The 19551-nt window shown below is 65.6% G+C and carries 19 protein-coding genes; 11 read left to right on the forward strand and 8 right to left on the reverse strand.

Annotation, left to right across the window (positions count from 1 at the left end):
- Nucleotides 1-12 precede the first annotated feature (12 nt).
- Nucleotides 13-834 (forward strand): alpha/beta fold hydrolase, encoded by an 822-nt coding sequence (locus BTE28158_RS22105; RefSeq protein ID WP_059606173.1) that lies wholly within the window; start codon nucleotides 13-15, stop codon nucleotides 832-834.
- Between the two features lie 55 nt (nucleotides 835-889).
- Here the strand turns inward: BTE28158_RS22105 and BTE28158_RS22110 are convergent, their stop codons facing one another.
- Complete coding sequence (locus BTE28158_RS22110; RefSeq protein ID WP_151047420.1) at nucleotides 890-1531, reverse strand: HD domain-containing protein; 642 nt, start codon at nucleotides 1529-1531, stop codon at nucleotides 890-892.
- A gap of 271 nt (nucleotides 1532-1802) precedes the next feature.
- Between BTE28158_RS22110 and BTE28158_RS32835 the strand changes: the two genes are divergently transcribed.
- The 3 genes from BTE28158_RS32835 to BTE28158_RS22120 all read left to right on the forward strand — a co-directional run bounded on the left by BTE28158_RS32835 (nucleotide 1803) and on the right by BTE28158_RS22120 (nucleotide 5659).
- A complete protein-coding gene (locus tag BTE28158_RS32835) occupies nucleotides 1803-1937 on the forward strand; it encodes a hypothetical protein (RefSeq protein ID WP_275404649.1) in 135 nt (44 codons plus the stop codon).
- Nucleotides 1938-2036: 99 nt separating this feature from the next.
- Entirely contained in the window at nucleotides 2037-3836 is a 1800-nt protein-coding gene (locus BTE28158_RS22115; protein ID WP_059606179.1) for an ATP-binding protein, read from the forward strand.
- A gap of 359 nt (nucleotides 3837-4195) precedes the next feature.
- Complete coding sequence (locus BTE28158_RS22120; RefSeq protein WP_151047422.1) at nucleotides 4196-5659, forward strand: mechanosensitive ion channel family protein; 1464 nt, start codon at nucleotides 4196-4198, stop codon at nucleotides 5657-5659.
- A gap of 59 nt (nucleotides 5660-5718) precedes the next feature.
- Here BTE28158_RS22120 and BTE28158_RS22125 read toward each other — a convergent pair whose 3' ends face one another.
- Nucleotides 5719-6627, reverse strand: a complete 909-nt coding sequence (locus BTE28158_RS22125; RefSeq protein ID WP_151047424.1) for a LysR family transcriptional regulator — start codon at nucleotides 6625-6627, stop codon at nucleotides 5719-5721.
- 328 nt (nucleotides 6628-6955) lie between these two features.
- A complete protein-coding gene (locus BTE28158_RS22130; protein ID WP_151047426.1) occupies nucleotides 6956-7225 on the reverse strand; it encodes a XapX domain-containing protein in 270 nt (89 codons plus the stop codon).
- Between the two features lie 309 nt (nucleotides 7226-7534).
- On the opposite strand from BTE28158_RS22130, the gene BTE28158_RS22135 reads away from it, so the two are divergent.
- From BTE28158_RS22135 to BTE28158_RS22150, 4 genes are all read left to right on the forward strand, one after another.
- Complete coding sequence (locus BTE28158_RS22135) at nucleotides 7535-8221, forward strand: hydrolase (RefSeq protein ID WP_059606334.1); 687 nt, start codon at nucleotides 7535-7537, stop codon at nucleotides 8219-8221.
- A gap of 169 nt (nucleotides 8222-8390) precedes the next feature.
- Nucleotides 8391-8558, forward strand: coding sequence for a DUF1427 family protein (locus BTE28158_RS22140; protein ID WP_059606194.1), 168 nt, complete (start codon nucleotides 8391-8393; stop codon nucleotides 8556-8558).
- A gap of 19 nt (nucleotides 8559-8577) precedes the next feature.
- Nucleotides 8578-10467 carry an amidohydrolase gene (locus tag BTE28158_RS22145; RefSeq protein ID WP_151047428.1) on the forward strand — a complete coding sequence of 630 codons (1890 nt, stop codon included), beginning with the start codon at nucleotides 8578-8580 and terminating at the stop codon, nucleotides 10465-10467.
- Nucleotide 10468: 1 nt separating this feature from the next.
- Nucleotides 10469-10915: a DoxX family protein gene (locus BTE28158_RS22150; RefSeq protein WP_151047430.1), complete on the forward strand. Its 447-nt coding sequence runs from the start codon at nucleotides 10469-10471 to the stop codon at nucleotides 10913-10915.
- Nucleotides 10916-11075: 160 nt separating this feature from the next.
- Here the strand turns inward: BTE28158_RS22150 and gfa are convergent, their stop codons facing one another.
- The 4 genes from gfa to BTE28158_RS22170 all read right to left on the reverse strand — a co-directional run bounded on the left by gfa (nucleotide 11076) and on the right by BTE28158_RS22170 (nucleotide 13627).
- Nucleotides 11076-11651 (reverse strand): S-(hydroxymethyl)glutathione synthase, encoded by a 576-nt coding sequence (gene gfa / locus BTE28158_RS22155; RefSeq protein WP_151047512.1) that lies wholly within the window; start codon nucleotides 11649-11651, stop codon nucleotides 11076-11078.
- A 438-nt stretch (nucleotides 11652-12089) separates the two neighbouring features.
- A complete protein-coding gene (locus BTE28158_RS22160) occupies nucleotides 12090-12494 on the reverse strand; it encodes a cupin domain-containing protein (protein WP_151047432.1) in 405 nt (134 codons plus the stop codon).
- A gap of 4 nt (nucleotides 12495-12498) precedes the next feature.
- Nucleotides 12499-12978, reverse strand: a complete 480-nt coding sequence (locus BTE28158_RS22165; protein ID WP_151047434.1) for a carboxymuconolactone decarboxylase family protein — start codon at nucleotides 12976-12978, stop codon at nucleotides 12499-12501.
- Nucleotides 12979-13126: 148 nt separating this feature from the next.
- Nucleotides 13127-13627, reverse strand: coding sequence for an Ohr family peroxiredoxin (locus BTE28158_RS22170; RefSeq protein ID WP_059606204.1), 501 nt, complete (start codon nucleotides 13625-13627; stop codon nucleotides 13127-13129).
- A 456-nt stretch (nucleotides 13628-14083) separates the two neighbouring features.
- Between BTE28158_RS22170 and BTE28158_RS22175 the strand changes: the two genes are divergently transcribed.
- From BTE28158_RS22175 to BTE28158_RS22185, 3 genes are all read left to right on the forward strand, one after another.
- Nucleotides 14084-16051 (forward strand): efflux transporter outer membrane subunit, encoded by a 1968-nt coding sequence (locus tag BTE28158_RS22175; RefSeq protein ID WP_151047436.1) that lies wholly within the window; start codon nucleotides 14084-14086, stop codon nucleotides 16049-16051.
- A 34-nt stretch (nucleotides 16052-16085) separates the two neighbouring features.
- Complete coding sequence (locus tag BTE28158_RS22180; RefSeq protein ID WP_151047438.1) at nucleotides 16086-17402, forward strand: HlyD family secretion protein; 1317 nt, start codon at nucleotides 16086-16088, stop codon at nucleotides 17400-17402.
- A gap of 103 nt (nucleotides 17403-17505) precedes the next feature.
- Nucleotides 17506-19062 (forward strand): DHA2 family efflux MFS transporter permease subunit, encoded by a 1557-nt coding sequence (locus BTE28158_RS22185; protein WP_151047440.1) that lies wholly within the window; start codon nucleotides 17506-17508, stop codon nucleotides 19060-19062.
- On the opposite strand, the gene BTE28158_RS22190 is transcribed toward BTE28158_RS22185, so the two are convergent.
- Nucleotides 19056-19289, reverse strand: a complete 234-nt coding sequence (locus BTE28158_RS22190) for a hypothetical protein (RefSeq protein WP_151047442.1) — start codon at nucleotides 19287-19289, stop codon at nucleotides 19056-19058. The genes BTE28158_RS22185 and BTE28158_RS22190 overlap by 7 nt on opposite strands.
- Between the last annotated feature and the right edge of the window lie 262 nt (nucleotides 19290-19551).

Raw genomic sequence — 19551 nt, forward strand, 5'->3', positions numbered from 1 at the left:
GAAGAAATCCGCATGAGCACATTCACGACACGCGACGGCGTTTCGATTCACTACAAGGACTGGGGAGCAGGGCGACCGGTCGTGTTCATTCACGGCTGGCCGTTGAATGCGGACATGTGGGATGTCCAGATGCATCATCTCGCGTCGAACGGCTTTCGCTGCATCGCCTACGACCGGCGCGGCTTCGGCCGGTCCGGCCAGCCGTGGACGGGCTACGACTACGATACGCTGGCCGACGACCTCGCGACGCTGATCGAGACGCTCGGGCTGCGCGACGTGACGCTCGTCGGCTTTTCGATGGGCGGCGGCGAAGTGGCCCGCTACATCGGCCGGCACGGCACGCGACACATCGCGAAGGCCGTCCTGATCGGATCGGTGACGCCGCTGGTCGCGCGGCGCGACGACCATCCGGACGGTGTCGACGTGGCCGTGTTCGACGGTATCCGCGCGGGCATCATGGCTGACCGCGCGGCATTCTTCGAGCACTTCTGGCCGCTGTTCACCGGTTCGAACCGGGCCGCTTCGACGATCTCGCGCGCCGCGCTCGACTGGACGTCCTTCATGGCGCTGCAGGGCGGCTTGAAGGGCACGCTCGATTGCGTCGGCGCGTTTTCCGAAACCGATTTCAGGGCGGATCTCGACAAGTTCGACGTGCCGACGCTCGTGATTCACGGCGACGACGACCAGACGGTGCCGCTCGCGCTCACGGGCGCCGCCGCGGCGAAGCGCGTGCCGCACGCGACGCTGAGCGTCTACGAGGGCGGGCCGCATGCGTTGTATCTGACGCACGCGCAACGATTGAACGACGAACTGCTGGCGTTCGCCCGCGCATGACTCGACGGCAGTTGCTGCCGTGACGTGGCGGAGCGGGCCCGGCCGACCGGCCGGCTCACTCCGTCCATTTCGACCCGAGCACCAGGCCGCAGAAATTCGTCCGGCGATAGTCCGGGTCGCACCGCTCGAGCACGTCGGCGCAGACGTTGCCGAACGCAGTCGCGGGGCGATGCGCGGTGCCCGCGGCGAGCGCCTCGAGGAACAGTTCCTTGAAACACGGGCCGCGTGGCCACGCGTTGAGGATCTCGTCACGTTCGGACCAGCTCACTTCGTCGAAATGGCGAGCAAAGAGATCCGTCTCGATGCCCGCGCCGAGCAGCGCCGTCAACGGCGTCATGTACGGGTGAATGCCAAAGGTGGTGTGCAGCGCGATTGCACGCCACACCTCAGCCGCATCGTCGGCAGCGACGCCGTGTCCGCCGAGGAATGCGTGCGCGGCATTCGCACCGTCGATTTCGAAGCGCCGGCGCGAATGCCGGTAGCGCTCCGTCAGTCCGAAGTCATGGAACAGCGCCGCGACGTACAGCAGCTCGGCGTCGAATGCGATGCCGCGACGCAGCCCGATGAGCGACGCGAACGCGAACACGCGCATCGCGTGCCGGAACAGGAGTTCCGGCACGCCGGCGCGCACGGCTGCGGCGGCCTCCCGTGCGATCGGGCCGTCGGGAATCCGGATGCCGGCGATACGGTTGCCCATGGTCGTGTTCCTCGCGGCGTGACGGCAGTCGCTCGACGCTGGCGCCGTGGAACCATCGTCGCGCGTCGCGCCGCTGAATGTCCTGAGCGGCGCCTGAATCGTTCTGAACGGAAAATCCGACCGGCCGTCACGGTCGGAATCGATTTCGCTGCGCCTTGCACGTCGTTGTTACCGGCTTTTTTCTCGGGAGCCATCCGAACCGCTATCTCAATTCACGAGACTGCGAAATCAAGTTCGGTCAATCGGCCGTTTTATCCTACGAAACAGGTTCATGAGTAAACGGCTATTTCATGCATTGAAAATGCAGGTTGCCGTTGTGCGTCGTGCCTTGCCAGTTGGGGCGGGGCACGTTGTCGTGGCGATCGCGGCATTCATCGATTCAAAAAATTTGCTGTTTGAGTTCTGATAATTTGAATCATTTGACCGGGCAAATGCCGTAGCATTGCCGTCAGACCGGTGTCATTTCTGACAGGGCATCGATGAATGCAATCGATTAAAAATTCCCATGATCCGGATTGGAACACTTCACGTTTTTCTCGACAGACGTGAAATTCGCTCGAACGGCAAGCTGCTGCGTATCGGCAGTCGCGCATTCGAAATTCTCGAACTCCTGATTCGTGCGAACGGCGCACTGGTATCGAAAGACGAAATCATGCAGCGCGTGTGGCCGCACACGATCGTGGAGGAAAACAACCTGCAGGTGCATATCGCCGCGTTGCGCAAGGCGCTCGCCGACGACCGGAACCTGATCGTCACGGTGCCGGGGCGCGGCTATCGGCTGGTTGGCGGCCACGCCGAAGGCGCGGCGCCCGCACCTCCCGCGACGTCGCGGCTGACGGCCGCGCCGACCGCGCTCGTCGGCCGCGAGCAGACCGTCGCCGACGTCCTTGCGGCGCTCGACACCGCGCGCGTCGTGACGCTGGTCGGGGCGGGCGGCATCGGCAAGACGCGGGTCGCGCTCGAAGCGGCGATGCGGGCCGAGGCGCGCTTTCCGGATGGCGCCGCGTTCGTGTCGCTGGCCACGGTGGCGAGTCCGCGATTCGTGCCCGACGCACTGGCAGGTGCGTTCGGCATCGTGGAGCCGACCGGATCGCTGACGCTCGAAGCGGTGCTGGCGAGCGTGGCGAACCGCCGGATGTTGCTGGTGCTCGACAATTGCGAGCATCTGCTCGACGCCGCCGCGCAGATCGCGACCGCACTGACCGAATCCGACGCCGGATTGCGCGTCCTCGCGACCAGCCGCGAGGCGCTGCGTATCCAGGGCGAGCGGCTGTGTCCGATTCCGCCGCTCGATGTCCCCGGCGAAGGCGCCGACGATGCTCAGACCCTGAGCGCCAGCGCGGTGCAACTGTTCTCGGCGCGCGCGCGTGCCGCCGATCCCCGCTTTCCGTTCGACGAACGCAGCGTGGCGCTGATGGCGTCGGTGTGCCGTCGTCTCGACGGTCTTCCGCTCGCCATCGAACTGGCAGCAGCCCGCGCGGCCGTGCTCGGCATCGATGTGCTGGCCGCGCATCTCGACGACCATTTCAGGTTGCTGACCGGCGGTTTTCGCACGGCCTTGCCGCGTCATCAGACGCTGCAGGCGATGTACGACTGGAGCTACCGCTTGCTCGGGGACGCGGAGCGCCTGCTGTTGCGGTGGCTCGGCGTGTTCCGCGACAGCTTCTCGATCGACGCGGTGCGGGATATCGTCGGAGCGAAGGGGTTGGCCGATGCGGACCTGCTCGACACGATCGCCGGCCTCGTCTCGAAGTCGCTGCTGAGCCTCGAGAGCGCGCACGGCGCACCGCGCTACCGGCTGCTGACCACGACGCGCGCCTATGCGCTGCAGCAGCTCGAGAACAACGGCGAATGCGCAGCCGCGGCACGCGCGCATGCGAACTACTTCCATACGTTGTTCAGGCTTGCGCCCGGCGGCGGAGGTGACGACGGGCCGCGGGCCGAATCGCGGCTCGACGTGATCCGGCGCGAACTCGGCAATCTGCGCGCGGCGCTCGACTGGGCATTTTCGCCGAATGGCGATCTGGACGTCGGCGTCGCGCTGGCGGCTGTCGCGGTCCCATGCCTGTTCGACCTGTCGCTGGTGGACGAATGTCGCGAACGGGCGCGCGCGGCGCTCGATGCAATGCGGAACATGGACGAGACATGTGCGCGCGAGAATGCGCGCGTGCGCCTGCTGGCCGCCTATGCCGCCGCGCTCGCCCATACCTCGGGGCCGACGCACGTCGTACACGACGCGTGGTCCGAAGTGCACGCGTTCGGGTTCGAAGCGGGCGAGGCCGAGTTGCCGCCGCGCGAATCGTAACGGCGCGCGCCGCCGGCGAATTCAGAACGTTTCAGCCTGAACTCATGACCGGGCCGGCCGGTGCGTCTACATTGCATGCACGGAGACCGTCGGCGATTCGCAGGCGTGCGCGCAGCGGACCGGCTCGCACCGCAGCATCGATGTCACGACGCCACTGAATGCCAGCGCGGGTCGGCAGCGACACATGCGTTGCCGCCGCGACTTCGCGCGTCATCGAACGACCACCGCATGAAACCGGTCCAGTCCGACCTTTCTCGCCACGATTCGTTGCCGGCGGCCGCTCGCCGGATCGGGTAGCGCGCCATGCGATCGCGCGGATTCCCCGCCCGTCGCGCAACGCGCACGCGGCCCGTTCCGGCATGCTGAACCTGTCGGTCACGGTCGCTTACGGCGCGCCGATCGTCGTTGCCGACCTCGTTGCATGGCGGTTGCTCGGGCCAGGCCGTTCGACGACGAAAGCGGTCTGGCGTTGTGCGTCGTTCGCCGCGCTGACCTATGTGCTGTTCGCAACCGGCGTGAGCCCGCTCGCGGTGCCAGCGTCGCCCGACCGGTTCGACCGGCTGGCGATCCAGGCGATCGGTGTCGCGTGGTGGCTGCAGTGCGCGCTGGTGTTCAGCCTGATCCTCGACCATCTGCTGCTGCCGCGCGCGTGGCGCAACCAGCGGCTGTTTCATGACATCGCCGCAGGCGCCGTGTTCGGTGCGGCCGCGGTGGCCGCGCTGGGCTATGTCCTGGGTCTGCCGCTGAGCGGCCTGGTCGCGACCTCGGGCGCGGTGGCCGTGATCCTGGGCCTGGCCGTCCAGAACACGCTGAACGACGTGTTCTCGGGCCTCGTCCTGAATACCACCCAGCCGTTTCGCCTGGGCGATACGGTGGCCATCGGCGAGCTGGAAGGGCGGATCGTCGAAAGCAACTGGCGCGCGACCAAGATGATCAACAGCCTCGGCAACCTGGTCGTCGTGCCGAACAGCACCGCGGCGAAGGCGACGATCGTCAACCTGAGCGAACCGCCGAGCGTGCACGGCGTGACGCTGACGATCGAGATCGATCCGGAAGTGCGGCCGGCCGTCGTCGTCGATGCGCTCGACCGGGCTGCCTCCAGTTCGCTCGACGTGCTGGCCAGCCCCGCGCCGGTTGCGGTCGTCAAGGCATTCAGGACCAACTCCGTCGAATACGAACTCGTCTGTTACGTCGACGCGCTGCAAAAAAAGGTGGCGGTGCGTAACCGGCTCTACGATCTGGCCCACCGGCATCTGGCCGCCGCGGACATCGCGTTGCGCCCGCTTGGCGGAGCGGCCGCGGCGCACCGGCCGGCGTCGCGCGGTCAACGCCTGCTGCGCGCGGTCGAGCTTTTCCGGCAACTCGGTGACGAGGATCTGGCGGTGCTGGCCGACGCGCTGGCGTCACGCGTATTCCACAAAGGGGAGGTGATTTACGCGTCGAATTCCGATACGCGCCTGCTGACGATCGTCGGGTCCGGCGTCGCATCGGTGTTCGTGCCGGGCGCGACGGGCGACATGGAGGTCCGTCGGATGGCGCCCGGCGACGCGATCGGCCAGTCCGTCGTGCTGGCCGGCACGCAACTTCATGCGAGTGTCTATGCCGTGACCGCGGTGACGGCCTATCAGTTGAGCAGCCGCGACCTGACGCCGCTGATCGCGAGGAAGCCGGAACTCGGACGATTGATGTGCGAATCCCTGACCGAACACATCGCGACCGAGGAAAAGATGATGATCCCGCCGGCCGCGAAGGCGCACGCGTCGTTCAACCTGATCGAATGGCTCGAGAAGGAGATGAAGCGCCTGCACGATTCGTTCGGCTGATGCGGCGGGAGATCTTGGGGACACGTTCGACCGACGGGCGCAGCCGACGGGCGGCGGAATCAGGCGAGCGCGGTGAAGCGGTCGACGAGATCGGGGCGAGCGAGCTGATCGACCCACCAGTGCAACGCGCGTCCGGCCTCGTCGCCGCGCCACGCGATATAGCAATGCGTCGTGTCGCGCATGCCGGTCACCTTGCGTGCGACGAGCTTGCCTTGCGCGATCGCGCGTGCCGCGATGCAATCCGGCAGCGTGCCCACCGCGAGTCCTTCGCACTGCGCGGCCAGCTTTGCGGCGAGCGTGGGGACCGCGAGATACGGCTGCCCGGCGTCGACGGCGACCGAGCGTGGCTGCAGTTCGCGAGAGGTATCGCTGATGACGGCGCCGCGATGCTCGATGACCGACGCCATCGACAGCGGTTCGGGCAGCGCCGCGAGCGGATGGGTCGGGGCGACGGCGAACACATGCCTGAGCGTGCCGATCGGCCGCGCGACGATGTCCGGCAGTTCCGGCGGTTCGCCCGCCGCGCCGACGACGAGATCCGCGCGGCGCGAAATCAGCGCATCCCAGGTGCCGCCGAGGACTTCGGTGGACAGGCGCAGCCGCGTGTTCATCTCGAGTCCGTAGAACGCATGCACGTAGGGCCACAACGCCTCGAACGGCAGGATCTCGTCGATGCAGATGCGAACCTCGGTTTCCCAGCCTTGCTGGGCACGCAACGCCTTGAGCTCGAGCTGTTCGGCAGCATGCAGCAGCCGGCGGCCCTCTTCGACGACCACGCGACCCGCGTGCGTGAGCTTCGCGCGGCGCCCGCTCCGGTCGAACAGTGCGACGTCGAGGTCGCTTTCGAGCTTTTGTACGAGATAAGTCAGCGCGGACGGTACGCGGTGCAGGAGCTCCGCGGCTTCGGCGAACGTGCCGGTGCGGTCGATCGCGTCCAGTGCCTCGAGCGCTTCGAATGACAGCTTCATGATGAATTCCACGGGGGCGTCGGCCTGCCATGTTATCGCCAAGCACCGCCGAGTCCAATACGATTCGGAACAATTCGTCCGTGAATCGGAGCCGGGGCACCATCCTGTCCGCGCAGGATTGCCGCTCGCGGTTGCGGCGTCTGATCGGTATTGGTGGTGTGTGCCGTTTCCGGAGCGTCGGTACACGGGGGGAGCCGTGCCGACCGGGGCCGCGTTTCGCGGGTGCTGCGTGTTTTTGCGTACCCGCGTGTCGTCGGCGTCGGCAGATCGGTGGGCCTGCCGATCTGCCTGCGCGAATCCGGTCGATCAGCGTGGGGTACGACGGTGTCTATCGAGGTTTCTTCGCGGCGGCATCGGATGCCTGGGCGCCGGGCAGCGCGCCGAACATGTGCTGGCTGCACTTCGCCTCGTTCCACGCGGTTTTCAGATGAATCCCTCCGAGCATCCGGCGTGCGACCGGCAGGATCTGTTCGCCGGCAAGAATGCCCAGCAGGCCGGCCAGCGCGATCGTGGGCGGAGCAGGCGACGGCACGCCGATCAGGTAGTAGACAGCGCCGGCGAGCATTCCGGCAAGCAGCGATGAAATGTACGGCTTCATGATTCAGAGACAAGTGAATGACAACCGTGTGAAAAATACGGATAACTACCGATCTGGAGACGAGCATGAATTCAATCGATAGCCTAGCAGGTCTTTTCTGATGTGGCCGTTGAATTCTGCGGTTTTTAAGATCTTTTAAGGCCTGAATTTAGGGATTTTATTAATAGAATTGATTAAGTGGCATTACCATCGATTCGCGTGTTGAATGACAACGGCTGGCAGGCGAACCTTCCGGCACAGCGCATTGGGCGCCTCCCGCTTGCCGGCGAGGCAGGCAAATTTTTCTCCGCGTCAAAGGACATGACCGCCATGAGCAATCCGAAGCTTGAAGTACTCACCCCCCATAACAGCCAGCTGATCTTCATCGACCAGCAGCCGCAGATGGCATTCGGCGTGCAGTCGATCGATCGTCAGGCGCTGAAGAACAACGTCGTCGGGCTCGCGAAGGCCGCGAAGGTATTCAACATCCCGACCACGATCACGACGGTGGAATCCGAGAGCTTCTCGGGTCACACCTACCCCGAACTGCTCGACGTGTTCCCGAACCAGAAGACGCTCGAACGCACGTCGATGAACTCGTGGGATGACCAGAAGGTGCGCGACGCGCTGGCCGCGAACGGTCGCAAGAAGGTGGTCGTCTCGGGCCTGTGGACCGAAGTCTGCAATACGACGTTCGCGCTCTGCGCGATGCTCGAAGGCGACTACGAGATCTACATGGTGGCCGATGCATCGGGCGGCACGTCGAAGGACGCGCACGACTTCGCGATGCAACGGATGATCCAGGCCGGCGTGGTGCCGGTGACGTGGCAGCAGGTCCTGCTCGAGTGGCAGCGCGACTGGGCACACCGCGAGACGTATGACGCCGTGATGGCAATCGCGAAGGAACATTCGGGTGCGTACGGCATGGGCGTCGACTACGCGTACACGATGGTCCACAAGGCCGCGCCGCGCACCGCGACGCCGCACGAGTCGATCCCGGCCGTGCCGGCGAAGTAAGCGCGGACAGTCAGCGACTGTCGATGCCGAAGCGGCGTGTTCGATCCGGACGCGCCGCCTCGGCGATGCGTCGACGCGGACGGTGGAACGTGACGATTCACGATGCCGTTCGCCAGGCGTTTGCCAGGACCTAGGGCCTGCATTCCAACCTGTCCGAGAAATTGATCGTATGGAACCTTATCTGGTTTCCCTTGGTGCGGGCTTGCTGATCGGTGTCATTTACAGCGCAATCAAGGTCCGCTCTCCGGCACCGCCGCTGATTGCCCTGGTCGGGCTGCTCGGCATGGTGATCGGCGTGCAGGTCATCCCCACCCTCAAACAGCTCTTTGGCTTCTGACCGAAACGAGGTGATGTATATGACCGCAACCGAGTCCCAACCGGATCTGATCCTTCACAACGGAAGGTTCACGACTCTCGACCGCGCAAACCCCACCGCGACGGCGGTGGCGATCGCCGCGGGCCGCTTCGTCGCGGTCGGCAACGAAGCGGACGTCATGCCGCTGGCCGGCCGTGCGACCAGGGTCGTCGACCTGGGGGGCCGCGCCGTGCTGCCGGGCCTGATCGACAACCACTGCCACGTGATTCGCGGCGGCCTGAATTACAACATGGAGCTGCGCTGGGACGGCGTGCCTTCGCTCGCGGTCGCGATGGACATGCTCAAGCGGCAGGTCGCGATCACGCCCGCGCCGCAGTGGGTGCGCGTGGTCGGCGGCTTCACCGAACATCAGTTCGTCGAGAAGCGCCTGCCGACGATCGACGAACTCAACGCGGCCGCGCCCGATACGCCGGTGTTCATCCTGCACCTGTACGACCGCGCGCTGCTGAACGCGGCCGCGCTGCGCGTGGTCGGCTATACGAAGGACACACCCGAGCCGCCGGGCGGGACGATCCTGCGCGATGCCGCAGGCAACCCGACGGGCCTGCTGCTCGCGAACCCGAACGCGACGATCCTCTACGCGACGCTCGCGAAAGGGCCGAAGCTGCCGTTCGAATACCAGTACAACTCGACGCGCCATTTCATGCGCGAACTGAACCGTCTCGGCGTGACCGGCGTGATCGACGCGGGCGGCGGTTCGCAGAACTACCCCGACGATTACGAAGTGATCCGCAAGCTGCACGATGCGGGCGAGATGACGATCCGGATCGCGTACAACCTGTTCACGCAGAAGCCGAACGCCGAGAAGGAAGACTTCGTGAACTGGACGAAGAGCACCAAGTATCACGACGGCACCGACTATTTCCGCAACAACGGCGCGGGCGAGATGCTGGTGTTCTCGGCGGCGGATTTCGAGGACTTCCGCGTCGCGCGTCCGGACCTGCCCGCGCAGATGGAGGACGATCTCGAAGGTGTCGTGCGCGTGCTCGCGCAGAACCGCTGGCCGTGGCGCATGCACGCGACCTACGACGAAACCATCAGCCGCGCGCTCGACGTGTTCGAGAAGGTCAACAAGGACATCCCGCTGGAAGGGCTGAACTGGTTCTTCGATCACGCGGAGACGATCACCGAAAAATCGATGGATCGTATTGCGGCGCTGGGCGGGGGCATCGCGGTGCAGCACAGGATGGCGTACCAGGGCGAATACTTCGTCGAGCGCTACGGTGCGCAGGCGGCTGAAGCAACGCCGCCCGTCGCGAAGATGCTCGGCAAGGGGCTCAAGGTTTCGGCCGGCACCGACGCGACGCGTGTTGCCTCGTACAACCCGTGGGTGTCGCTCGCGTGGCTGGTGACGGGCAAGACGGTCGGCGGCCTGCGCATGTATCCGCAGCGCAACCTGCTCGATCGCGAGACCGCGCTGCGCATGTGGACCGAATACGTGACGTGGTTCTCGAACGAGGAAGGGAAGAAAGGGCGTGTGGCCGTCGGGCAGCTTGCCGACCTCGTGGTCCCGGATCGCGATTTCTTCGCGTGCGCCGAGGACGACATCGCGGGCACGACCGCATTGCTGACCGTGGTCGGCGGAAAGATCGTATGGGGCGCAGGGCCGTTCGCGTCGCACGACGCGCCGATTCCGCCCGCGATGCCGGACTGGTCGCCCGTGCGCGAGTACGGCGGCTATGGCGGCTGGGGCGCGACGCAGCGCAACGGCGCACCGCTGCAACGGGCGGCGGCCGCAGCGATGTGCGGTTGCGCGAATGCCTGCAACGTGCACCAGCATGCGCACGGGGGGGCATGGGCAAGCGCATTGCCGACGTCCGACGCGAAGGGCTTCTGGGGCGCGTTCGGCTGTTCGTGCTGGGCGATCTGACATGTCGACGCGCACCTTCTACGGCAACCCGGCATGGGTCCGCGTGCTGCTCGCGCAGCCGTGGATCGGTGCGCTGGTACGGCTTGCACTCGTCTCCGCGTTTCTGATCGGCGGCATCAACAAGGCGATGCATTTCGACGAAGCGGTGGCCGAGCAGGCGCATTTCGGCCTGCACCCGGCCGCGCTGTGGGCTGCGCTGGCGATTGTCGTCGAGATCGGTGGTTCGCTCTGCGTGGTGTTTCGCCGCTTCACGTGGCTCGGCGCCGGCAGCCTCGGCATGTTGACGCTCGTCGCGATGGTCGTGGCGAACGATTTCTGGAACCGCACGGGCGTAGAACATTTCATGGCGCTCAACAGCTTCTTCGAGCACTTGGGCCTGATTGCCGCGCTGGTTCTCGTCACGATGGTCGGCGACGCCCCGCGTGTGGACGGGGGCGGTCGCGCCTGAGCGCCAGGGCGGCATGGCGCATCAGGAAGGTCGTTCGATCATGGCGCCCGTTCGCGGCGCCATGACTTGCACTGAGAATCGCGCACGGTTTCGTCGTCGCCCGACCCGACGACCGGCGCGACGACGACGCGTGCCGCGCGCCGGCCGTGGCGCCGTGACTTCACGCCTCCCGGTACGTCCCCTTGGCCTTGGCCGTATGCGTTGCCAGAATGTCCATCAGCGCCGGGCTCAGGCAATCGTAGGGCTCCAGTCCCTTGCCGCGCAGCGTGTCGCGCACGTCCGCCATCAACGACGGCGGCGTGCCGCTCTCGATGATCGACGATACGAACGCGGCGAAGCCGGGGCCGTCCCAGCCGACATCCTGCGACAGTTCGGTATGGATGAAGTCCAGGCCGTAAAACGCATGATCGGCATTTTCGATTCGCCCGAACAGATGCGTGCCGCAGGCGGTGCACGCGTGGCGCTGGATCAGCGCCTTGTCGTCCACGACCCGCAGTTTCTCGCCGTGCGCGGTCACGGTGACCTTGTCGCGCGGCACGACGCCCACGACTGAAAACAGCGCACCAGCCGGTTTCCAGCACTTCGTGCAGCCGCACGCGTGATTGAACGCGACCTGGGCGTCGACCCGAACCTCGACCGGATCCTGCGTGCACAGGCAGCGCAGCGTACCGCCCGCGAATTCGGCGGCTCCCTTCTGAATGCCTTGATCGACAGTGGGATGAATGGCGACGGACATGTTCATGCTCCTCTTCGTTGCTTCCGTTGAACGACGGTTCGGATCGACTTTCCTGCGTGCATCGGATCGGGTGCGTCTTTGCGCCGAGGCTCCATCATCGACCCTTTGAGCGCGCCATGCACGGCTGCAATCCGCTGAAGAATCGATCTGCCTTTCATCGCAACGCACGGATGCGGGAGCCCGCATCCGTGCTCCGGCCGCATGCTGGCTCTCACGCGCTGGCATCAAACTGGGGGGGAGTATATGCGGATACTAGCGGGGAGTATACCCGGCGATCAACCGAGGGCGGCGATCGTCGAGACGGGGCACGCCGAACGGGTGCCACACGGATGCCACGCTCGGGCGTTGCCCAATTTCGTCCGGAGCGCGTGAGCGCGCCTCCGGCAGGTCGAACGTTCGGGGCGGGCCCGGCGCTGCCGGGCCTCGACGACGGTCCCGCTATTTCACTGGCGTGAGGACGGGGGCGCCCTTGTTCTTGATCAGGAACACGACGAATTTTGCCGGCTTCGTGCTGCTGGCGTTTCGTCCGACCGTGTGCACGTCCTCCGGGCCTTCGTGGAACGTGTCGCCGGCATGGAGCGTGACCGTCTTGCCGCCGTTCAGGCCCATCACGATGCTGCCGTCGATCACATAGACGAATGCGTGTGCGTCGTGGCGATGGATGGGGTCGACGCTGCCTGGCGGATAATCCACGACGATCATCTCGACTTCCTTGCCCGGATACTCGGGCAACGGTTCCGTTGTCAGTTGCGTGACCTTGGCTTGCGGTGCGGCGGCGACCGGCTGAACGGGCATCAGCAGCGACAGCGCAAGCGGTGCAAGTGCGAGCACGATGCGTTTCATGTCGTTACTCCAGGTTGGCCTTGTCGAGCCCGAACATCTTGTCGAACGAGCCGGGCACGACGCGGAACGCGACGTTCAGCCGGTTCCAGCAGTTGATCGCACCCACGAGGACGGTGAGATCCGACAGTTCCTTCTCGGAATAATGGGCCCGCACGCGTTCGTAGAGATCGTCCGGCACGCCATGCGACGAGAGATGCGTCAGTGCCTCGGTCCATTCGAGCGCGGCACGCTCGCGCGGCGAAAACAGCGGCGACTCGCGCCAGATCGAGACGTGATGCACGCGCAGTTCACGCTCGCCATGGATCTTCGCCATCTTGATGTGCATGTCGACACAGAACGCGCAGCCGTTGAGCTGCGACGCGCGAATCTCGACGAGCTCGCGCACCGGAACCTCGATCGTCGTCTTCTGAAGCAACGCGTCGAGTTCGACGAGTTTCCTGGTCAGATCCGGCGATTGCTGAAAATAATTGATACGTTGCGTCATGATCCGTTCTCCTGATTGGTGAAAGTGGCACGAGTGGCCGTGCGCATGGCGATGCATCGCACGACCTGCCTGTCAACCATCGTAATCGCGGGTCCAGCGGGCCGGTAGAACCGGGAACGTGCGCACTCTGTTGCCGCTTCGGCACCAATCACGTCGACACGGCGACGACATTGCAGATTCCCTGCCGCGCCATCTTCGAATAGGGGCACAGGCGCTCCGTGTCCCGGACGAGACGCTCCGCGACATGCCGGTTCACGCCCGGCATGCGGATCGTGACGTTGGCGGTCAGCGCATATCCGCCATCGACCGGATCGCGACCAAACGTCACTTCGACAGCGACGGTCGCTTCCCGGATGTCGATCCGGTCGCGTTGCGCGAGCAGGCTCAGCGCGCCGTGAAAGCACGCGGCGTAGCCGGCAGCGAGAAGTTGTTCGGGGTTGGTCCCGCCGCCCGGGCCGCCGAGTTCGGTCGGCAATCGCAGATCGAGGGCGAGACAGCCGTCGTCGGATCGTGCGACGCCCGATGCACGGCCATGACCGGACTGGCCGCCGGATACGGTGACCGTGGTCGTGTAGAGCGCCGCGAATTCTCGTCCGCGGTATTTGTCGAGCAGCGTCAGCGGCGGAGGTTGCAACCTCTCGTTCTCCATATTCCTCCCGGTTGCTTGTATTGATCGGCGCGAGTGTTCCGAGCCCTGCGGATCGGTGCGGCGCGTCGTTTCCCGAAGCGAATCGGCGCAATGGTGCAACGCTTGCCTGCAGGCCGTTCCCCACGACCGCCATCCGAACGATGGCCCCAGCGCTCTTGCATGCTAGGCAAAGACGGATCGTCGGACCAGATCGTTCAGGGATGCATGGTGTTTCCCGCTTCGCACCAATGCGGCGAGAGCGGCGGATGTCGCTCGCATCGAGCGTTCCACGACCGCGGGGACGCAGCCGATTGGTGCCGATGAGGAACGGGAAAGTGTTCCGATGCGGGTCTACCTGCGCGTGAGTGCGGATCCTAGTATGACGGCACGGGAATGCGGGCCGACCTTCGGTTCGCGCATGCAGGCAACCCATCGGTGACGCGACATGCGGCACACCTACGCAATCGGAGGCTCGCGATGGAAACTTTGAATATCGATTGGCCGACGCTTTCGCACGTACCGATTCGGTCGGAGCCCAACATCGACGCTGGCGCGCATCTCGTCAGCGAGCGCGACGGGTATGTGCATCACGGCATCTACGTGGGAGACGGCCTGGTTGTTCACTATGGCGGCTTCGATCGTTCCGCGAGGCGGTGTCCGGTGGAATGCATCCCGTTGCGTCGCTTCGCGGCGGGAAACGGCATCCGTGTTCAGGCGGATCCGGACGCCATCTATACCGGAATCGCTGTCGTCGAGCGGGCCTGGTCGCGCCTCGGCGAGGACCACTATCGGCTCCTGACGAACAACTGCGAGCACTTCTGCAGCTGGTGCGTGTGCGGTGTCGGTCACAGCGGGCAGGTACGCCGCGGCTTGCTGAATCCATGGATCGGCATCCGGACATTGATCGCGCTCGTGAAGGGACGCGCGACGACCATGCTTTCGACCGCGCGGAGGTATGGATTGCGCGTGTCCCGAGCCGGCGTGCCGGCGATCGTCGCATCGGCGTTGTCGGCATGCGCGAACTACGCCGGCATTCACGGCGATGCGGCGATGACCGATCCACAGCATTACGCAACGCAATGGAGCCTGCCGTTCGAGCAAGGACATTGGCCGACCGCGGATTGGGCCGATCAGTTCGGTGACGGCCAGTTGAAGTCCTTGATCGACGAGGCACTCAACAGCAGCCCGACGCTCGATCAGGCGCGTGCACGCGTGGCGGCCGCGCAGGCCTACAGCGAATCCGCGCGAGCGGGGACGATGCCGCGCGTCGACGCCAGCTACGCGCTCACGCGTCAACAGTTTTCCGGAACGGCGCTCGTGCCGCCGCCGTACGGCGGGTCATGGCAGACGGAGAACCGCGGCATCCTGGGCGCTTCGTACGAGCTCGACCTCTGGGGCAAGAAACGCGAGGCGCTGCGCGCGTCGGTGTCCGATCTGCAGGCGAGCCGCGCCGACGCGGAAGCGGTCAGGCTGACGCTCACGACCGCGATCGCGCGTACCTACAACGAATTTGCACGCCTGTTCCTGTTGCACGACATCGCGCAGCGGGAGATCGCCCGGCGCGAGCAGATCGATCGCATCGCCGCGGGCCGAATCGCGACCGGGCTCGATACGCAGGTCGAGCGAGAGACCGCCCGTGCGAATCTCGCGACCAGCCGTGCGTTGCTGAAATCGCTCGACGGCCGGATCCTCGCGGCACGCTACCAGATTGCCGCGCTGGTCGGCGCCGGTCCCGATCGCGGCCTGGGGATCGCGCGACCGACGCTCGGCACCGGCAACGAGGTACACCTGCCCGACAATCTGCCTGCGGATCTCGTGAGCCGGCGCCCCGACATCGTGGCTGCCCGATGGCGTGTCGATGCGCTCGCGCACGGCGTGAAGGAAGCGAAGGCCGAGTTCTATCCGGACATCAACCTGAGCGCCGCGATCGGACTCGATGCGTTCGGCTTCGGCCGTTTCCTGACGGCGGCGAGCCGCACCGCGTCGGTCGGACCGGCCATCCACCTGCCGATCTTCGACGCTGGCGCACTCCGTGCGCAACTGAAGGGGCGCTATGCGGACTTCGATCTCGCCGTCGCGACCTATAACCAGGCGCTCGTCACCGCGCTGAGCGAAGTCGCGACGCAAGTCGCCGACGTGCGTTCGACGGACGCACAGCTGGTCGATGCGCAGACAGCGCAGCAAGCCGCGCTGAAGGCGGCCGCGCTGGCGCTCGTGCAGTACAAGGCCGGTCTCACGAATCAATTGACCGTGTTGAACGCCGACGTCAACGCACTTTCCGCCGATCAGCGCGTCGCGAATCTGCGCATGGACCGCCGCGATCGTCAGATTGCGCTCGCGTCCGCGCTGGGCGGCGGCTTCGTCGACGCGTCATTCGCAGGCGCGGGCACCGCGGCACATGCCGATGCGCGCGTATCGGCCGTGCCCGCTGTCGCCGCGCGCTGAGCGGCGATCCATCGAATCTGCCTGGAGAATTGAAATGAGCGAAATCAATCCGCCGGTACGCAAGCCGGTCGACACACCCCGCGTGAATCGTGATACGTCGCCGTCGGGAGGCGACGATGTCGCAAGCGAAGACGCGACGCGCCGCCGCCGGCTGCTGCTGGCGCTGCTCGGCGTGACGGTCGTGGCGGCGTCGGTTGCCTATACCGCGTACTACCTGACGTTCGCGCGCTACCACGAATCCACCGACGATGCGTACGTCAGCGGCAATCTCGTGCAGCTGACGCCGCAGGTGGCGGGTACCGTCGTTGCCGTGAACGCCGACGATACGCAGATCGTGAAGGCGGGGGAACCCGTCGTCACGCTTGACGCCGCCGATGCGAAAGTCGCGCTCGGCAACGCCGAAGCGGCGCTGGGTCAGACCGTGCGGCAAGTGAGCAGCCTCTACGTGAACGACGATCTGTATGCCGCGAACGTCGCGCAGAAGCAGTCCGATCTCGTGCGAGCCCAGGAGGACCTGCGTCGTCGCGTGGCCGTCGCCGATACGGGAGCCGTGTCGGCCGAGGACATCGCGCACGCGCGCGACACCGTGGCGGCCGCGCGGGCGGCGCTCGACGCCGCGCGTCGACAGGCGGAGGCCAACCGCGCATTGACCGACCGCACGACGATCGATCAGCACCCGAACGTGCAGGCGGCCGCGTCGAAGGTGCGCGACGCGTATCTGGCGTACGCGCGCAACGTACTGCCCGCGCCCGTCACCGGCTATGTCGCGAAGCGCTCGGTTCAGGTCGGCCAGCGCGTATCGCCCGGCATGCCATTGATGGCGATCGTGCCGCTCGACGGCGTGTGGGTCGACGCGAACTACAAGGAAAGCCAGTTGCGCAACATGCGCATCGGTCAACCCGTCACGCTGACGGCCGACGTGTACGGCGGAAAGGTCAGGTATCACGGCCGCGTGGTCGGCTTCTCGGCGGGCACGGGCAGCGCATTCGCGAGCCTGCCCGCGCAGAACGCGACAGGTAACTGGATCAAGATCGTTCAGCGCCTGCCCGCGCGCATCCAGCTCGACCCGAAGGAACTCGACGCGCATCCGCTGCGCATCGGACTGTCGATGGACGTCGACGTGGATACGCGCGACGACACGGGCCCGCAGCTCGGCGCGGCGACGAACACGTCATATCGCACGGACGTGTTTGCCGAATACGGCGCACAGGCGGACGCCGAGATCGAGAAGATCATCGCGCGCAACATCGTCATCGGGCGTGCGGGTACGACGGCGCGTGACGGCGAGCCGACGGCTTCCGCCACGCGCGATGCAAAGGACCCGCGCGACACGACGCGGCGCGCGAGTTGAACCGTCGACCCGGATACGCGTTGCAGTCGCGTTCCGGTCGATTCAATCATCCGACTGGCCGGAACGATGTGCCGGCGCGGTCGACCTTCGGAGTGTGAGCAAGATGAATTCCTCGACTCAACCCGCGCCGCCACCGCTGACGGGCGGAAAGCTGGTGCTGGCGACGCTCGCCGTCGCGCTCGCGACGTTCATGAACGTGCTCGATTCGTCGATCGCCAACGTCGCGATTCCGACCATCTCCGGAAACCTCGGCGTATCCGTCGACGAAGGCACGTGGGTGATCACGCTGTTCTCGGCGGCCAATGCCGTCGCAATTCCGCTGACCGGATGGCTCACGCAGCGCGTCGGGCAGATCAGGTTGTTCGTGGCCGCGATCGTGCTGTTCGTGTTCTCGTCGTGGCTGTGCGGCATCGCGCCGAACCTGCTCGTGCTGCTCGCCGCGCGCGTATTGCAGGGCGCCGTCGCGGGGCCGCTGATTCCGCTTTCGCAGGCGATCCTGCTGGGTTCGTATTCGAAGGAGAAGAGCTCGACCGCGCTCGCGCTCTGGTCGATGACCGCGACGGTCGGCCCGATCGCCGGTCCCGCGCTGGGCGGCTGGATCACCGACAGCTACAGCTGGTCGTGGATCTTCTACATCAACATTCCGGTCGGCCTGTTCGCGGCCGGCGTGACGTGGATGATCTATCGCGACCGTGAGACGCAGGTGCGCAAGCTGCCCATCGACAAAGTCGGCCTGATGTCGCTGGTCGTATGGGTCGCGACGCTGCAGATCATGCTCGACAAGGGCAAGGATCTCGACTGGTTCAGCTCGCCCGTGATCTGCTCGCTTGCCGTGATTGCGGCCGTCAGCTTCCTGTTCTTCCTGATCTGGGAGTTCACGGCGCGCAACCCGATCGTGGACATTCGCCTGTTCGCGGTGCGCAACTTCCGCGGCGGCACGATCGCGATCTCGGTCGCATACGCGGTATTCTTCTCGAACCTCGTGATCCTGCCGCAATGGATTCAGGGCTATCTCGGCTATCGATCGGTGGACGCCGGACTCGTGACGGCGCCGCTCGGGATCTTCGCCGTGCTGCTCGCACCGTTGATGGCGAAGATCATGCCGAAGTCCGACGCGCGGGTGCTCGCGACGCTGGCCTTCGTGGGTTTCGCGGGCGTGTTCTTCATGCGCTCGCGTTACACGACGGGCGTCGACCCCTACACGCTGGTGCTGCCGACCCTGTTGCAGGGTATTCCGATGGCGCTCTTTTTCACGCCGCTTACCGCGATCATTCTGTCGGGCCTCGCGCCCGACCGGATTCCGGCCGCCGCCGGGCTGTCGAATTTCGTGCGTGTGTTCGCGGGCGGCGTCGGCACCTCGCTGATCGCGACCGGATGGAACGACCGGACGATCCTGCATCATGCGCGGCTCGCCGAGCAATCGAGCGTGAACAACCCCGCTTACACGAGTGCCGTCACGCAGCTCCAGGCGACGCTAGGCGGCGGCGTCGATCAGGCGTCGGCGTTTTTCGAACGCACGCTGAATGCACAGGCTGCGATGCTCGCGCTGAACGACATCTTCTGGTTGTCGTCGATCATCTTCATCGTGATCATTCCGCTGGTTTGGCTCACCCGGCCGGGCAAGTGCGGCGGCGGCGGGATCGCGGCAGGCGGTCACTGAACGAGCCCGCTGGCGTCGCGCGGTGGCGATCGCTCGCACGCCGCCGAGCCGGGATGCGCCAAACCCTTGAGGATCGATGTCGGCATGGTGTCCGTCAAAATGATGGACACCATGCGGTCGCATTCGGCGGACCGGGCGGGTCGTTGCAGGAAGCGGCCACACCTTGCGTCAAACGCTTCGTCAAACTGATCAAGCCGTCCGCGGCCAACCAGTGCCTTCGTCGTCACGGAAACGCGCCGGATGGCGTTCCAAGCGTGCTGACGTCGAACGTCCGTTACGCCGATCTCACTGTCTGTGTCGGGGAATGCGCCCGCCAGGCGCGCAACGGCGGAAGGAACGCTTTATCCGTTACGCGATCGACAGATCGTCTTGCCCCGGGTTCGAGACAAGCGGCGCAGTCGCCGCATGGCGCAACTGTGGTCGGGAGAGGGTGTCAGGTCCGCCGAGGATGTGACCAAGAAGAGGCGTGAAACCCGGCTAGCGTGGGTC

The sequence above is a fragment of the Burkholderia diffusa genome, assembly GCF_902499115.1.
Lineage (GTDB): Bacteria > Pseudomonadota > Gammaproteobacteria > Burkholderiales > Burkholderiaceae > Burkholderia > Burkholderia diffusa.

Coding starts and splice junctions, on each gene's coding strand:
- BTE28158_RS22105 (WP_059606173.1), top strand. CDS start 13: ATGAGCACATTCACGACACGCGACGGCGTTTCGATTCACTACAAGGAC.
- BTE28158_RS22110 (WP_151047420.1), bottom strand. CDS start 1,531: ATGGGCAACCGTATCGCCGGCATCCGGATTCCCGACGGCCCGATCGCA.
- BTE28158_RS32835 (WP_275404649.1), top strand. CDS start 1,803: ATGAGTAAACGGCTATTTCATGCATTGAAAATGCAGGTTGCCGTTGTG.
- BTE28158_RS22115 (WP_059606179.1), top strand. CDS start 2,037: ATGATCCGGATTGGAACACTTCACGTTTTTCTCGACAGACGTGAAATT.
- BTE28158_RS22120 (WP_151047422.1), top strand. CDS start 4,196: ATGCTGAACCTGTCGGTCACGGTCGCTTACGGCGCGCCGATCGTCGTT.
- BTE28158_RS22125 (WP_151047424.1), bottom strand. CDS start 6,627: ATGAAGCTGTCATTCGAAGCGCTCGAGGCACTGGACGCGATCGACCGC.
- BTE28158_RS22130 (WP_151047426.1), bottom strand. CDS start 7,225: ATGAAGCCGTACATTTCATCGCTGCTTGCCGGAATGCTCGCCGGCGCT.
- BTE28158_RS22135 (WP_059606334.1), top strand. CDS start 7,535: ATGAGCAATCCGAAGCTTGAAGTACTCACCCCCCATAACAGCCAGCTG.
- BTE28158_RS22140 (WP_059606194.1), top strand. CDS start 8,391: ATGGAACCTTATCTGGTTTCCCTTGGTGCGGGCTTGCTGATCGGTGTC.
- BTE28158_RS22145 (WP_151047428.1), top strand. CDS start 8,578: ATGACCGCAACCGAGTCCCAACCGGATCTGATCCTTCACAACGGAAGG.
- BTE28158_RS22150 (WP_151047430.1), top strand. CDS start 10,469: ATGTCGACGCGCACCTTCTACGGCAACCCGGCATGGGTCCGCGTGCTG.
- gfa (WP_151047512.1), bottom strand. CDS start 11,651: ATGTCCGTCGCCATTCATCCCACTGTCGATCAAGGCATTCAGAAGGGA.
- BTE28158_RS22160 (WP_151047432.1), bottom strand. CDS start 12,494: ATGAAACGCATCGTGCTCGCACTTGCACCGCTTGCGCTGTCGCTGCTG.
- BTE28158_RS22165 (WP_151047434.1), bottom strand. CDS start 12,978: ATGACGCAACGTATCAATTATTTTCAGCAATCGCCGGATCTGACCAGG.
- BTE28158_RS22170 (WP_059606204.1), bottom strand. CDS start 13,627: ATGGAGAACGAGAGGTTGCAACCTCCGCCGCTGACGCTGCTCGACAAA.
- BTE28158_RS22175 (WP_151047436.1), top strand. CDS start 14,084: ATGGAAACTTTGAATATCGATTGGCCGACGCTTTCGCACGTACCGATT.
- BTE28158_RS22180 (WP_151047438.1), top strand. CDS start 16,086: ATGAGCGAAATCAATCCGCCGGTACGCAAGCCGGTCGACACACCCCGC.
- BTE28158_RS22185 (WP_151047440.1), top strand. CDS start 17,506: ATGAATTCCTCGACTCAACCCGCGCCGCCACCGCTGACGGGCGGAAAG.